Origin of the sequence: Algoriphagus aquatilis (assembly GCF_042657405.1) — a bacterium.
Classification (GTDB): Bacteria; Bacteroidota; Bacteroidia; order Cytophagales; family Cyclobacteriaceae; genus Algoriphagus; species Algoriphagus aquatilis.
The window spans coordinates 1-14502 of record NZ_JBHSKS010000026.1; the positions used below are offsets into that span (position 1 = coordinate 1).

Annotated in this window: 13 protein-coding genes and 3 pseudogenes; all 16 read left to right on the plus strand. The window is 40.7% G+C overall.

Annotated elements, in window-relative coordinates; genetic code table 11:
• A pseudogene (locus tag ACFPIK_RS17875) lies at positions 1-122 on the plus strand (IS1595 family transposase); the annotation flags it as partial.
• 32 nt (positions 123-154) lie between these two features.
• Positions 155-295 (plus strand): hypothetical protein, encoded by a 141-nt coding sequence (locus ACFPIK_RS17880; RefSeq protein WP_377917815.1) that lies wholly within the window; start codon positions 155-157, stop codon positions 293-295.
• Positions 279-659 (plus strand): DUF1573 domain-containing protein, encoded by a 381-nt coding sequence (locus tag ACFPIK_RS17885; protein ID WP_377917792.1) that lies wholly within the window; start codon positions 279-281, stop codon positions 657-659. The genes ACFPIK_RS17880 and ACFPIK_RS17885 overlap by 17 nt, the downstream gene beginning before the upstream one ends.
• Positions 660-1140: 481 nt before the next feature.
• Complete coding sequence (locus ACFPIK_RS17890; protein WP_377917794.1) at positions 1141-1380, plus strand: hypothetical protein; 240 nt, start codon at positions 1141-1143, stop codon at positions 1378-1380.
• A 61-nt stretch (positions 1381-1441) separates the two neighbouring features.
• Entirely contained in the window at positions 1442-2608 is a 1167-nt protein-coding gene (locus ACFPIK_RS17895) for a hypothetical protein (protein WP_377917796.1), read from the plus strand.
• A gap of 44 nt (positions 2609-2652) precedes the next feature.
• A pseudogene (locus tag ACFPIK_RS17900) lies at positions 2653-2832 on the plus strand (hypothetical protein); the annotation flags it as partial.
• Positions 2833-3429: 597 nt separating this feature from the next.
• Positions 3430-4650 carry a DUF4221 family protein gene (locus ACFPIK_RS17905; protein WP_377917798.1) on the plus strand — a complete coding sequence of 407 codons (1221 nt, stop codon included), beginning with the start codon at positions 3430-3432 and terminating at the stop codon, positions 4648-4650.
• A gap of 237 nt (positions 4651-4887) precedes the next feature.
• A pseudogene (locus tag ACFPIK_RS17910) lies at positions 4888-5070 on the plus strand (hypothetical protein); the annotation flags it as partial.
• Between the two features lie 387 nt (positions 5071-5457).
• Complete coding sequence (locus ACFPIK_RS17915) at positions 5458-6099, plus strand: hypothetical protein (protein ID WP_377917800.1); 642 nt, start codon at positions 5458-5460, stop codon at positions 6097-6099.
• A 382-nt stretch (positions 6100-6481) separates the two neighbouring features.
• Complete coding sequence (locus ACFPIK_RS17920) at positions 6482-6898, plus strand: RrF2 family transcriptional regulator (protein WP_377917802.1); 417 nt, start codon at positions 6482-6484, stop codon at positions 6896-6898.
• Positions 6899-7088: 190 nt separating this feature from the next.
• A complete protein-coding gene (locus ACFPIK_RS17925; RefSeq protein WP_377917804.1) occupies positions 7089-7793 on the plus strand; it encodes a phosphoadenylyl-sulfate reductase in 705 nt (234 codons plus the stop codon).
• A gap of 202 nt (positions 7794-7995) precedes the next feature.
• Positions 7996-8892, plus strand: coding sequence for a sulfate adenylyltransferase subunit CysD (cysD, locus tag ACFPIK_RS17930; protein WP_111394748.1), 897 nt, complete (start codon positions 7996-7998; stop codon positions 8890-8892).
• A gap of 179 nt (positions 8893-9071) precedes the next feature.
• A complete protein-coding gene (locus ACFPIK_RS17935; protein WP_377917807.1) occupies positions 9072-10331 on the plus strand; it encodes a sulfate adenylyltransferase subunit 1 in 1260 nt (419 codons plus the stop codon).
• Positions 10332-10557: 226 nt separating this feature from the next.
• On the plus strand, positions 10558-12660 hold the full coding sequence (locus tag ACFPIK_RS17940) for a HEPN domain-containing protein (protein WP_377917809.1): 2103 nt from the start codon (positions 10558-10560) through the stop codon (positions 12658-12660).
• Positions 12657-13430 (plus strand): uroporphyrinogen-III C-methyltransferase, encoded by a 774-nt coding sequence (cobA, locus tag ACFPIK_RS17945; RefSeq protein ID WP_377917811.1) that lies wholly within the window; start codon positions 12657-12659, stop codon positions 13428-13430. Before ACFPIK_RS17940 ends, cobA begins: the two co-directional genes overlap by 4 nt.
• 205 nt (positions 13431-13635) lie before the next feature.
• Positions 13636-14229, plus strand: coding sequence for a precorrin-2 dehydrogenase/sirohydrochlorin ferrochelatase family protein (locus tag ACFPIK_RS17950; protein WP_377917813.1), 594 nt, complete (start codon positions 13636-13638; stop codon positions 14227-14229).
• Positions 14230-14502: the final 273 nt, after the last annotated feature.

Here is a 14502-nt window from a genome sequence, read left to right on the forward strand (position 1 = left end):
GAATGATGCAGAACTACCTGGATGAGTTTTGCTACAAGCTCAACAGAAGATACTTTGGTCAAAAACTGTTTGACCGACTCATCATTGCTTCGGTTTACCCATACTGGTATGATTGCGGATAATCATAAAATTTATTTTAAATAGTGACAAAAAAATGAATTTAGTAACAAAAGATTATTTTTATTCAAATCTTTATAAAGGTAATGATCCTGCCTCCAAGAAGTATTTAGATCAAAATTCTAAATTTATTCGTGAAGCTTTAAAAACCTTTAAGGAATATGATCTTGCTTGGTAAATACATTCTTTCGATACTATCTTTTGTGTTTTTGGTTAGGGTAAATGAAGTTTCAGATCTCATTATTTCGCCAAAAGTAAAAGTTGTCACTGCTAATGATCAGAATAAGGTGGGGGACATCATTGTAAATTTCAATCTCGAAAATTCGGGATCAGAAGTAATCCAAATTCTGTCAGTCAATCCTCATTGTTCCTGTACCGATTTTAAGCTGTCAGAATCAGTAATCGGAACTGGGAAAATTGTAACCCTCACCCTGACGGTGCCTTGGGCTCAATTAAGCAGTTTGGGTGAGGTTTACGCGGTTTTGAAAACAAATTCAAAACAAAAATTTGTTAAAGTATCCGTGAAAGCAGATGGTAAATAAGTCCATTACTAAGTAGGCCTTCGGCCTAGACATGCTTTCTCAGGGCTTGCTGACTGGCAAAAACCTGACTTCCTTTGTGAAGCGAAGCGTGGAGATGATTTGATTTGAGAGACCTTTGAGGTCTCAAAGACCTCGTAGGTCTTTTTAGCTTTCAAACCTTTTAGGTTTCCAAAACCTCAAAGGTTTTCCAAATCCCCGTCGATTCGCCGGGGATTTTTGCTTTAATGCTGTTCGTCTATAATTTTTCAATTTTAATACCTAAAAACAGCTTACTTATCAACCATCTGAATTTCAACAAGTTGAAAATTGAACTATTCCGTGAACTAAAATTATTTCTATTGATTTTCAACTAGTTATGATTTTCTGTAAAAATTTATTCGTTTCGTCTTGACAAAATAAATGGGAGGGCATTACATTTAGTTCAAGTTCAACGCGCGGCGAGCTTTTTAATCAATTTGTTAAACTTAAATTCTTAAAATTCATGAAAAAAATTCTTTTAACAGTAGTTCTTGTTCTAGTTTCACTTATTTGCTTCCCCTGCAGTGGAACATATTATGCGGCAAACCAAGAGGATGCCCGTTCGATACGAGATCAATTTGCAACAAATTGTTGTAGGGGAAGTGTAATTACCATTGAAAATTTGGAAACGGGTTTAAGCATTACACTTATGACATCTCAAGATGGAATAAATTCATCATGTGCTTTTTCTAATGCTGAATAATTTGATATAATGGAGGAAGATTAGAAAATTCTTCCTCCGTTTAATTTCAATAATTAAAAGTATGAACAAAATATTTTTATTATCATTTAAAGTAGTTTGTTGTTTTTCTGCTTGTAGCAATCACTCAGAAAAATATCAAGATAGAAAAGTCGAAGTTCAAACGGTTAAAGATATTAGCTTTCAAAGTAATGGTGACCTTTTTTTAGTGCCTGATTATTCTTTTCCAGCGCATTTGGTTTATCAGAATAGTGATTCGATTCTATTTTTTAACATCTTTGCTAGTGGGTTATCTAGTATTTTTTATAGAGATTCAATTTTCAATTCAGGAGTTACACTTCCACTTATTCAAATTAAAAATCAATTATTAGATAGGCCTAATTTTTTTTTCAAAAGAAAAGGAGGTTTTGTTTTCATTCAGAATAATTTGTTGTTAATGTTTAATGATAGTTTGGAATTCGAAAATGCATTAGATATTAGGAAATATTATCCGATAAGTAAGTTTGATTTGTCTTATTTTAAAACCAATAATAATTTTGATATTGGATTATATTTCTCCTCTTATGATGCTCTTAATGATGTGTTTTATTTTTTTTCTAAAGATATTTTAAACTCGGAGATAGGCCTTTTCAAATATGATTTCACCGCTGATACTCTAACGAATGTTAAAGATTTTTATGATAAGGAATGGGTAAAAAATCAAGAGATAGTGCATAAAAATGATCTTGTTTTTATCATCGATAATTTGCCTTTTTTATTGGTAAAAGATGATTTTTTAATTTCTACTTATTATTCAAATTCGAAAATAGATGTATTAAATACCAAAACTCAAGATTTTTTTTCCAAAAACATAAAAAGTTCCTTTTTACCGGAAAAGAAGTCTTTTCCTCCCAAAATTCCTAATGATGTCAATTCGTTGGATGCACTTGATTTTACCCTTGACTGGGAGAAGGAAGTTGCATATGGAGAAATCAAGTATTGGAAAAATTGTGATTGTTTTTTTAGAACTGTAAAAGGTCCAAGTGAAGAGCAAATTAAAAATTATGATGTTTTTATTCAATTCTTTGATAAGAACTTTGAATTGATTCAAGAATTAAATCTTTCGAAATTTAATTCAAATATTGGCATGTTTTCTTTGCCGCTTAGTAGTGTCTTATTATTTAAATCTAAGATCCAAAATTCAGAAGATAATTATTCTTTTATTGAAGTTACATTCAATTTTGACAAATAAGAATTTTCATTTTTCTTGAATAATTTTGACTCTATTACTGGTTTAGCTATAAAATCGCCATCAACGGCAACCATCCCGAAGAGGACAAAATCCTCAAAGGGGATGGCGAAGAAGCCCAACTGAAACTAGCCAAGCAAGCCTTCGACTTGGCCTTGCTTTCTCAAGGCTTGCTGACTGGCAAAGACCTTACCGCCTTTGTAAAGCGAAGTGTGGAGATGATTTGATGTGAGAGACCTTTGAGGTCTCAAAGACCTCGAAGGTCTTCTTTAATTATGTAAATATTCAAACCTTCCAGGTTTAAAAAACCTCAAAGGTTTTCCAAATCCCCGGCCTTGGTCGGGGATTTTTCGTGTTTATTTCTAGGAGAAATCTAATTTTTAAAACTAAAATTTCACTATTTATAAAAATTTGTATAACAGCAAGTTATAATTTGTATTCTACTAAGAAATTAAAAATAATTTCATTGAAAATCAGATAGGTATGATTTATTGAAAAATTAAATTCAGTTGAAGTCTTGACTTTTTGAAATGAGGGAGTATATTCAATTAAAGTTTTCGGAAATGGACGCTTTATAACAAATTGTTAACTTAAATGAATAGAAGATGCTTGAAATTAAAAAAAAGTGTATTTGGTATATGTGCAATCTTAGGGCTAACTACTGGAATTTGTGTAGCGCAATCTACTTGTGATACGACACCAGACCCAGGCCAAACCGTAGGAAGATGCCTTGTTGTTACTACCTCACAAGGGGATTTAGCGACCTGTAATGTCACAAATCCTGAAGGAGAAACCTGTTATTTTGGCAAGCTTGAAGTAGGGGGATGAATTTAATTCTTATGTATTCAAATCTAATTGGCGGCAAGAATAATCGCGCCGCTTTTTTTACTCTTATGAAAAGTCTTTTCAAGATTATTTTATTACTTTTATTCAGTTGCAAAGTTGATTCCGGGGATGATAAATCCGAGATATTTAGGGTTCTAGGTTATAAATTTGGTGATGATTTTGTTCTTGGGATAGATGATGAAACAAATATTTTTAATTATCTAAGTGTTCCTGTAAATTTAGGAAATGAAAGTAAACTCTTTTTTTTTAGTGAAATTTCTAATACCCTTAACATTTATGATGTCGCAAATGGGACACTTGATAAAAAATTAAAATATCCCATTCAAGGTCCTAATTCAATATTTGGTATTGGATTTAATTCAGGATTTGTAATCGCGAATTATGATTCAATAATTTATTATAGTCGATTGATGGAAAGGGTGTATATATCAAATTCAGAAGGTGATATATATAAATCATTAAATTTAAGCAATGATTCAAATAGTTTCGGATCTATTGACTTAACTTCCCCAATGGCATATCGAGATAAATCAATTTATTTACAAAGTTTGCCTAAAATATCTACCTATTCGTCTTCAGACTCTATCAAAGTATTAAATGAAATATCAAAAATAAATTTGGAAACTGGCTTAGTAACAAAACTCCAAATTCAAAGCCCTGCGATTTATTTTTCTGGAAACTTTTCTTACCAATTGAAAATGCTTGACTTTGTATATAATCCAAAAATAGACAAATTTATATTTAGCTATCCACTGTCTGATTCTTTATATGTTGTAGACTTTGAAGGTTACTCAAAGGCTTACCTTGCTAAAAGTAATTTGGTGTCTGATTTTATCGAAACAGATTTTCAAAATAAGATTGTATCCAAATCAAAATTAACAAATTATTATTTTTGGATAAATGATTCTTATGGTAAATTAATTTACGATCCTATTAATGATATTTATTTAAGGGAAGCGAGGAAAGGGATTACAGAAGAAAATTTTCTGGCAAGAAAGTTAAAGACAAAAAAGGAGGTTTTGATTTTGAATAACAAGTTTAAGAAAATTGGGACTATTCCTCATAATGGCGGTGACTTTATTTATTATTTTTTTAAAAAAAATAGAATCTATTGGAACAAGGATCTTGTTGAGTTTAATTTAGAGGCAAGTCAAGAAGATTCTATATTTTTTGACTCGATTGAGATAGAATTTAATTGAGTTCCCTACACTTGTAAGCCTGTATTCACCTTTTTTTTCCATTTGAGGTGGTGCTTTTATTCTCTCCTCCAAACTTGTTTAATTCCCAAAATTTAGCATTTATAGCCAAGCCTTTCTCAAAAGACCAACTACGGCTGCATGCCTGCACCTCCCTCTGTAAGAATCGGGAACATAAGACGGTTTTGATTCAGGAATTTGCCGAGGAGCAGGTGGTTAATAAATACTGAGAAAATATTTGACAGTTACAAAGTCGCCATCAACGGTAACCATCCTGTGGTGGACAAAATCCTCAAAGCGGAAGGGGAAGAGGCCCAGTTGAAACTGGCCAAGCAAGCATTTGATTTGGCAATGCTTTCTCAAGGCTTGCTAACCGGCAAAGACCTGACTGCCTTTGTGAAGCGAAGTGTGAAGTTGATTTGATGTGAGTGACCTTTGAGGTCTCAAATCCAGATAGCTATCGAGACTCGAAGGTCTTCTTTACTTAAGTAAATATTCAAACCTTCGAGGTTTCCGAAACCTCAAAGGTTTTACAAATCCCCGGCCTTGGTTGGGGATTTTTTTGTTTAGAAAGAATACAAGATTTCATAATAAAAAAGTGGACGAATCAATTGATTTATAGATAGATAAAAAATAGTTATGATTTCCAAAAAGAAGTTTTTCCTATTGAAAAGCAAGTAGTTATGTTTGTCAATGAATTCCTTTTAGTTGATTACTTGACAATTTGAATTGGGGGGGGGGATATTTAGTTCAAGTTCAACGCGCGGCGAGCTTTTTAATCAATTTGTAACCTAAAAAAGTCTTTAAAAAATGAAAATTAAACACCTTTTACTCTCTCTTGCATTTTTAATTACTATTTCTTGTAATTTCATTGAAGAGCGCAACGTAACTAATGAGTCAACATTGTCTAGAGTTCTTAAAGATCCACTTTCCAAAGGATTTAAAGATGCTTTAGTAAAAACTCAAGAATCAAAAGCTTTTTTTATTGGAAATATTTCTGAATTTAAGTCGTCGAGAGTTAACCAATTTGAAAGTATAGAAGATTTAAAAAGTTTTATTCAAGCAAATTATTCAAATCCAGATTTTGTTTTTAATTCCTTATTTGAGCTTGCAACAATTGGACAGGAAATAAGAAACAAATATCCTGAAGTTTCAAATTTCAGCACTCAAGACTTGGAGGTTTTAGTTAGTGAAATTTTAGAATCTAGAAATAATTTAAATGGGTCAGGAATTTCGCCAAATTTAAGGATGCAGGGTCAATGTGAGGATGAGAGAGCGTCTTCTTTGCAAACATGTCAAGATGCAGCTTTGGTAGGTGCAGCAGGTTGTGGACTTTTAACTCCAACACTTTGGGGAGCTTTGGCCTGTGGAGGATTTGTTTATCTGGGAGAACTTGCTTGTATAGATGACGCAAATAGATCCTATGATATTTGTAAAAAATATGAAAAGTAATGCGTATGGATTCAATTAAAAAGTGGGAACAATTCTCCATATTCTTGCTAATCGGTGTTGTTTACGCTGGATTTTTCCTTAAATCAATTTTGATCTCATTGTTAATTTTATCTTTTGGGTTCCTAATTCAAATCCTTATTTTCTTTCTGTATAAGAAGCAAAATTTGATGGTGGATTATTTGAAAATGAAGTTAGGAGCGATTTTGGTTGGCATAGTTTTATTAGGATTCTTTATGATCAAAAATTTTGGGTGATTCTAAAGTGTAATTCCAGCTGATTCTTATTTGGAACCTCTTTTAGTTTTAATCCCTGGCCTTGGTCGGGGATTTTTATTTCCCCACTCCCGTACTAGGCTATTTCGATTTTTCGCCTATTTTTGATCATGCTTTCCAAAAAGACCAAGTACGCCCTGCATGCCCTGACTTACCTCGGTAAGCATCGGGAAAACAAGACCGTCCTGATTCAGGACATCGCCGAAGAACATGGCATTTCGCATAAGTTTCTCGAAAATATCCTCCTCGAGCTTCGAAAGGCCGGCTACCTCGGTAGCAAAAAGGGAAAAGGCGGTGGCTACTACCTCATCAAAGAACCCAAAGACATCCCACTTTCCCGAGTGATTCGACTCCTAGACGGGCCTATTGCCCTGCTTCCCTGCGTCAGTCTCAACTACTACGAACCCTGCGCCGAGTGCAAGGATGAGTCCCACTGTGGCATCAATCGGGTCATGGCTCAAGTCCGGGATGAAACGCTTAAAATACTGGAAAACAAAACCTTGCAGGATATATTGGAGCGGGAATAAAAATTTTTATCCATAAACCCTATAAAAAACATAGGGAATATATACTTTTGCTTTTCCTTGCCGTAAAGACAGCTATGATTTTAGATTTATTTGTAAAAAGCGCTTCTCTTCCGTGGAGAAGGCAAGTCTAAAATCTTGCTTGATTACTTTCATGAGCGGGTTTGGGAAAATGTAACCAAAGAAAAAATAAATGAGTCAGCTACAGAACTTGTCCGATATTGAATCTCAGCTTGCAAGTTTGAGTGCTGAAGAAGGGCTCAAGCTGGTTGCTGATCTTTTTCCTGGAAAAGTCGTGTTTTCTACCTCTCTAGGTCAAGAAGATCAGGTGATCACTCAGTTGATCGCTTCGCAAAACTTACCTATTCAGATTTTTTCTCTGGATACGGGGAGATTATTTCCTGAGACCTTAGAGTTGCTGTCTAGAACTGAAAGCAAATACAAAACCCGAATAAAAGTTTACTATCCGGAGACTGCTTCGGTCGAAAAGTTGGTGGAAGACATCGGAATCAATGGGTTCTATGAATCAGTCGAAAACCGCAAATCCTGCTGCTTTGTCCGAAAAGTGGAGCCTTTGAAGCGTGCTTTGGCAAGGAATGCCGTTTGGGTTACCGGACTGCGAGCCGAGCAAAGTGCCAACCGGAGTGAGATGAAGCGGATCGAGTGGGATGAGGCCAATCAGATCATTAAATACAATCCGCTATTGGATTGGACCTTTGATCAGATGATCTCCTACATCGAAGAGCAGAAAATTCCCTACAATCCACTCCACAATCAGGGATTTATCAGCATCGGCTGTGCTCCATGTACCAGGGCTATTCTCCCTGGAGAAGATGCCCGGGCCGGTAGATGGTGGTGGGAGGATTCGAAGAAGGAGTGTGGGTTGCATGCCAAATAAGACACAAGATTTTAGACACAAGACATTAGACACAAAGACTTCGAGTTGACGTCACTGCGAGGAGGCACGACGAAGCAGTCTCCAAATCAGGAAAATAGTGGCTGAGATTGCTTCGGGGCCGCTAGAAAATTAAAAATGGATTAAGTATCAGCTTGGCCCCTCGCAATGACGGCCAAGCGCATAAATAAAAATCGTATTTCCTATGAACCTATTTATACCTAACCCCAAAGAGGCAGAATCCATCTACATCCTGAGGGAAGTAGCGGCGCAGTTTGAGCGTCCGGTTCTGCTTTTTTCCGGGGGAAAAGACTCGATTACCTTGGTGAGGCTGGCTCAAAAGGCCTTTTTCCCTGCCAAAATCCCTTTCCCTCTCCTCCATGTGGACACCGGGCACAATTTCCCAGAGACCATTGAATTCAGGGATTGGCTGGTCAAAGAATTGGGACTGGAACTGATCGTGAGAAACGTGCAGGATTCCATCGATCAGGGAAAAGTACGTGAAGAACGCGGTCGCTATGCCAGCAGAAATACATTGCAGACCACTACACTTTTGGATGCCATCGAAGAGTTCAAGTTTGATGCTTGCATCGGAGGCGCTCGACGGGACGAAGAAAAAGCCCGAGCCAAAGAGCGAGTGTTTTCCGTGCGCGATGATTTTGGACAGTGGGATGAAAAAAACCAGCGCCCTGAGCTTTTTGACATGCTCAATGGTAAGATCCACGTGGGTCAAAACGTCCGAGTCTTCCCGATTTCCAACTGGACTGAGCTCGATGTCTGGGAATATATCCGCACTGAAAATATCGCCATTCCGAGCATTTACTTTGCCCATAAGCGGGAGGTGTTTTTCCGAGATGGCATGATTTGGACTGCTAATGAACACGTCTTCCGTGAAGCCCACGAAGAAGTGGTGGAGCGAATGGTCAGATTTCGAACCGTCGGAGACATGACCTGTACCGCAGCGGTGCTTTCAGAAGCGACGTCATTAGATGATGTGGTCTCCGAAATCCGCGAATCCACGATCTCTGAACGTGGTGCCCGAATCGACGACAAGCGGTCAGAAGCCGCGATGGAGACGAGGAAGAAGGTCGGATACTTCTAGGCGTCATTGCGAGGGAGGAACGACCGAAGCAATCTTAATAATTAGGAAATACGCTAGAAATAGGTCCCGCAAGCGGGACGAAATACCTTACTTGAACCGAATGCTAATATTTCGCCGAACGTAGTGAGGCCTATTTCAACTTATTTCCACGGTATTTCAATTGTGTAAAAAAATTAAACATGGATATACAAGGCAGAAAACTCATCAAAATCGCTACCGCAGGTTCTGTGGATGATGGCAAAAGTACGCTCATCGGACGCTTGCTATACGATACGCATTCCCTGACCACAGACAAGATCGAAGCGATCGAGCGTAGCTCAAAGCAGCGGGGATACGATTACTTGGATTTTTCACTGGCTACCGATGGCTTGGTGGCCGAGCGTGAGCAGGGCATCACCATTGACGTGGCTCATATTTATTTTAATACCGACAAAACCAACTTCATCGTGGCAGATACTCCCGGTCATGTGGAGTACACGCGAAACATGGTGACTGGAGCTTCTACTTCGCAGGTAGCCATCATCCTGATTGACGCCCGCAAGGGAGTGATCGAGCAGACCTATCGCCACTTTTTCATCAGCAATCTTCTCCGCATCAGTCATGTTGTAGTGGCGATCAATAAGATGGATCTGGTGGAGTATAGCGAAGATGTGTTTTTGAAAATCAAAGCAGACTTTGATGTCTTGGTTGGCAAAAGTGACTTTACTGAGGAGCAGATTACTTTTATTCCTTTATCTGCTTTGAAGGGAGAAAATGTGACCCGTAAGTCAGAACACATGCCTTGGTATGTGGGGAATACTTTACTGGATCATTTGGAAGTGTTGGAGCCTGAGGATTTGCAGGAAAGTGCCGCGGCGAGATTTCCGGTACAGTTGGTGATTCGCCCCAAAACAGAGGCTTACCACGATTTCAGAGGCTTTTCCGGCAAGCTCTACGGCAATTCTCTTCAAGTTGGTGATCGAGTTACCGTGTTGCCTTCAGGCAATGAATCCACCATCAAGAGCATTCATTTCTTTGATCAGGAGTTGGAAAGTGCCGCTCCGGGTTCTTCGATCGTGCTCACGCTTTCCGACGAAGTGGATTGCAGTCGCGGCGATATGATCGTGAAAAGTGGAGAAGCTCCAAGTAGCGAGAAGACCATTTCAGCCGCCGTTTGCCAAGTAAACAGCAAGGCCTTGAAAGTCGGGGGGAAATATATCCTGCAGCATGGAATCAATCGGGTATTGGCCAAAGTGGAGCAGATTGAAGCAAAAATCCATACGGATTTCTCAGGAACCGAAGAGGCAGATCAGCTGAAACTGAATGATATCGGTAAGGTAAACCTTAGACTCAGCAAGCCGATTCACTTTGATTCCTACCATCATTCCAAGTCAAACGGAGCCTTTATCCTGATCGATGAGGGGACTTTTGATACGGTGTCGGTGGGGTTTATTGAGTAAGAGAATAGATGCTAGACACAAGACGCTAGACATAAGCCTTCTTTACCTGCCTGCCGCAGGCAGGTTCATTATTCAGTGTTCGCCATTCGATATTTAAAAATTCAGAACGTCGAATATTGAATTTCGAACCCTGAACGCCGAACCAAAAACAACTAGCCCTGACCTCGGTCTTGGCTTTTTCTCATAATCTATAACCTATTATCCCTATAGGGAAAAAATTAAACCTATGCAAAGCTTTCGAACCGAACTGGAAAACCCTATTGTAGAGCGGGATATTATCGAATTGGAGCGAAAAATCGCCCTTTTCCGCGAGGGTAAAATCGATGAAGAGAAATTCCGAAGCCTTCGACTTGCCCGTGGAGTCTATGGACAGCGTCAACAAGGTGTGCAAATGGTACGGATCAAGCTCCCCTATGGAAGGGCTACTTCGGCACAGTTGAGAAGGATTTGCAAGGTTTCGGAGGAGTACTCCATCGGTCGACTTCACATCACTACCCGTCAGGATATTCAAATTCACTTCGTAAGCTTGGACAGGACTCCTCAGCTTTGGGCAGAGTTGGAAAAGGACGATGTCACGCTTCGAGAGGCCTGCGGAAATACGGTAAGAAATGTCACCGCTTCGGAGACCGCAGGTATAGATCCAAAGGAACCCTTTGATGTGACACCTTATGCCGATGCGACCTTCCGTTATTTTTTGAGAAATCCAGTTTGTCAGGAGATGGGGCGCAAGTTTAAGATGGCCTTTTCTTCCACAGATGAGGACACAGGTTTGGCCTACATGCACGACTTGGGTATTATCCCCAAAGTCAAAATCATCGATGGAATCGAGGTCAGAGGCTTCAAGGTACTGCTTGGCGGTGGTTTAGGCTCTCAGCCAAGACATGCCGATTTGATCACTGAATTTTTGGAGACCGATCAGCTGATTCCGTTTATCGAAGCGGTGCTGCGAATCTTTGACCGCCATGGGGAGCGGGCAAGGAGAAATAAAGCGCGGATGAAATTTTTGATCAAAGAGATCGGTTTAGAGGCCTTTTTGGACTTGGTAGAAAAAGAAAAAAAAGCACTTCCATTTAAGAGCTTTCCCCTTGATTTTGAAAACTATGAGCAGGGAAAAACGCTACCCAATCCACCGGTTGTGGAGGTCAATCCAGCCGACTTGGGGCTGGACTTTGAGCTTTGGAAACTGACTAATGTGCTGCCGCAAAAGCAGGCTGGGTACGTTTCCATTGGGGTTCGCGTGCCTTTAGGGGATTTTTACCTGGATCAGGCTCGGCCTTTGGCAGATTTGGTGGAGCACTACGCTGCCGGAGAAATTCGATTTACCCTTCGCCAAAACATCTTGATCCGCGATGTGCGGGAGGACTTGGTGCCGTTCTTTTATCAGGAATTGAAAAAAATCAACCTCGCTCTACGAGGCTATAATTCCCTTGGGGACATCACCGCCTGCCCGGGTACAGACACCTGCAACTTGGGCATTGCCAGCTCGACGGGAATTGCCAAGGAGCTGGAAAAGGTCATCGAGCAGGAGTATCCTCAATACCTCAGCAACCGCGACCTCGTAATTAAGATTTCCGGCTGCATGAATGCCTGCGGACAGCACAACATGGCCCATATCGGCTTCCAAGGCATGTCTATGAAAGCGGGCAAAACCGTCATTCCCGCTCTTCAAGTGCTGTTGGGTGGAGGAAATCTCGGCGATGGAAACGGTCGATTTGCCGACAAAGTAACCAAAGTTCCCAGCCGTCGCGGGCCTCAGGCACTGCGTGTTTTGCTGGATGATTTTGAGAAAAATGCAGGTGGAAAAGACTTCCTCAGCTACTACGATGGGCAAGGGCAGATGTATTTCTACGACTTGCTCAAGGAATTGAGTGATCCCGCTACCGTCACCGAAGCAGATTCGGTGGATTGGGGACATCAGGATGCCTATGAAGTGGCAGTGGGAGTTGGCGAATGTGCCGGAGTGGTGATTGACCTAGTGGCGACTTTGCTTTTGGAAGCTTTGGAAAAACTCGATCACGGTCAGGAAGCCCTCGAGCAGGGTCGCTGGTCTGATAGCATTTACCATCATTATGCCGGCTTGATCAATGCAGCCAAGGCGCTTTTGCTTAGCGAAGACATCAGCACCAATAGCTATGCGAGCATCGTAAGTCTTTTCGATGAGAAGTTTGTCGAGACAGGCAAAATCCAGTTGGAAGGCACCTTTGCCGACAAAGTCTATCAGATCAATCAGCACGAACCATCCGAAGAGTTTGCCAAGGCCTATGCCAAGCAAGCCATGGAGATCTACAGCCTGCTGAAAACCTTTCGGGAAGAGGAGGTAGAGGCATGAGAACGACAGTCAATCCAAAAGTAACCCTAGTCGGTGCAGGTCCCGGAGATCCGGAACTGATGACTTTGAAAGGAATCCTGGCGCTCAATACGGCTGATGTGGTGCTTTATGATGCACTGATTGATCCGGTTTTGCTCAAGCATGCTCCTGCCACGGCATTGAAACTATTTGTGGGAAAACGAGTGGGCAAGCACAGCACTCCTCAGGAAGACACCAATCAGCTTTGTGTCGAGCTCGCCCGAAAGCACGGTCACGTGGTCAGATTGAAAGGTGGCGACCCCTTTGTTTTTGGTAGGGGAGGAGAAGAAATCGAGTACATCGAGGCCTTTGGAATTCCTACAGCAGTGGTGCCTGGGATCACTTCGGCGATTGCAGTCCCAGCCCATGTCGGGATTCCAGTGACCAAAAGGGGTATTTCAGAGAGCTTCTGGGTAGTAACAGGGACGACCACAGCAGGAGAACTTTCAAGGGATTTGGCGTTTGCGGCACAGTCCACAGCCACAGTAGTCATCTTAATGGGCACCAAAAAATTGGGAGAAATCACTGAAACCTACAGAAAGGCTGGAAAGGAACACCTTCCCATCGCAATCATTCAAAGTGGAACTACCCGAGAAGAAAAAATCACGGCAGGATTTATCCACGACATCGAGCAAAAGGCGGCAGAAAATCAGGTGGAAGCCCCTGCGGTCATTATTGTCGGTGAGGTTGTAAGAGAAAGTATGAGACTGGCGGAGGTGTATCGGGAAGTGGTGAAAATGGAAATGCGGTAGAAAATTTCCTTGGTGAAATACCATTGAAACATGCCTCGCGGTGCTCGGTGAAATAGGCTCCCTTCGGTCGCGAGATATAACGCAGAGCAGTTATTTAATTATTTCGCTCGACGAAGTCGAGCCTTTCTCTATAGTATTTCCACTGTATTTCAAAAATTCTATTTCAAAAAGTCTTGCATCTTGTGTCTAACGTCTAAAATCTGAAATGAACCATCTCTACCCCATCTTTCTCAAAGTCCATGAACTCAACGTCCTCTTGGTCGGTGGTGGTTTTGTGGCTACGGAAAAGCTGGAATTCCTGCTCAAGTCCAGTCCTTTGGCTCAAGTCACCGTGGTGTCTCGGGAGTTTAGACCTGAATTTTTGGAAGTAGCTTCAAAGGCAGATACTGTAACCTTGATTGAGGATCTGTATCACGAAAAGTATTTGGGAGGAAAGCACCTCGTAATCGGAGCGACAGATAACAAGGCGGTCAACCGGCAAATCCGCGATGAGGCCAAGGAGCGTTTCCTCCTAGTGAATATTGCTGATACCCCCGAACTGTGTGATTTTTACTTGGGAGGTATTGTGACCAAAGGCAATCTGAAAATCGCCATTTCCACCAACGGAAAGTCTCCTACCACTGCCAAGCGCCTCCGACAATTGCTCGAAGAAGTGCTGCCTGAGGAGATCGATGACCTGCTCGAAAACCTAAATGCCTACCGTGCTACCCTCAAGGGAGACTTTGAGTACAAGGTCAAGGCGATGAATGAGATTACGGAGGGCTTGGTGAGGAAAGAGATACAAGACCATAGACAGTAGACACAAGACTTAAGTAGCAAGTAGCTAGGATCAAGAAAGAGGTGAGAAAGTGAATGGAGTTGATGCCGGGTTATTCTTCAGTGGTATGTTTGCTTGAGATGAACTGCTAAGAAAATCACAAGTTAAGTTCCGATTATGTGATTTTTTACGAGACTGTTCAAATAACTGTGTCAAAATTTAAACCATTAAATTTTGACTATGAAAGAAGACAAAGAAGAGTTTGATTTCAAGGCTTTCGCCAAGCAGGCCGGAGATGCGCTTCGGTCAGGTAAG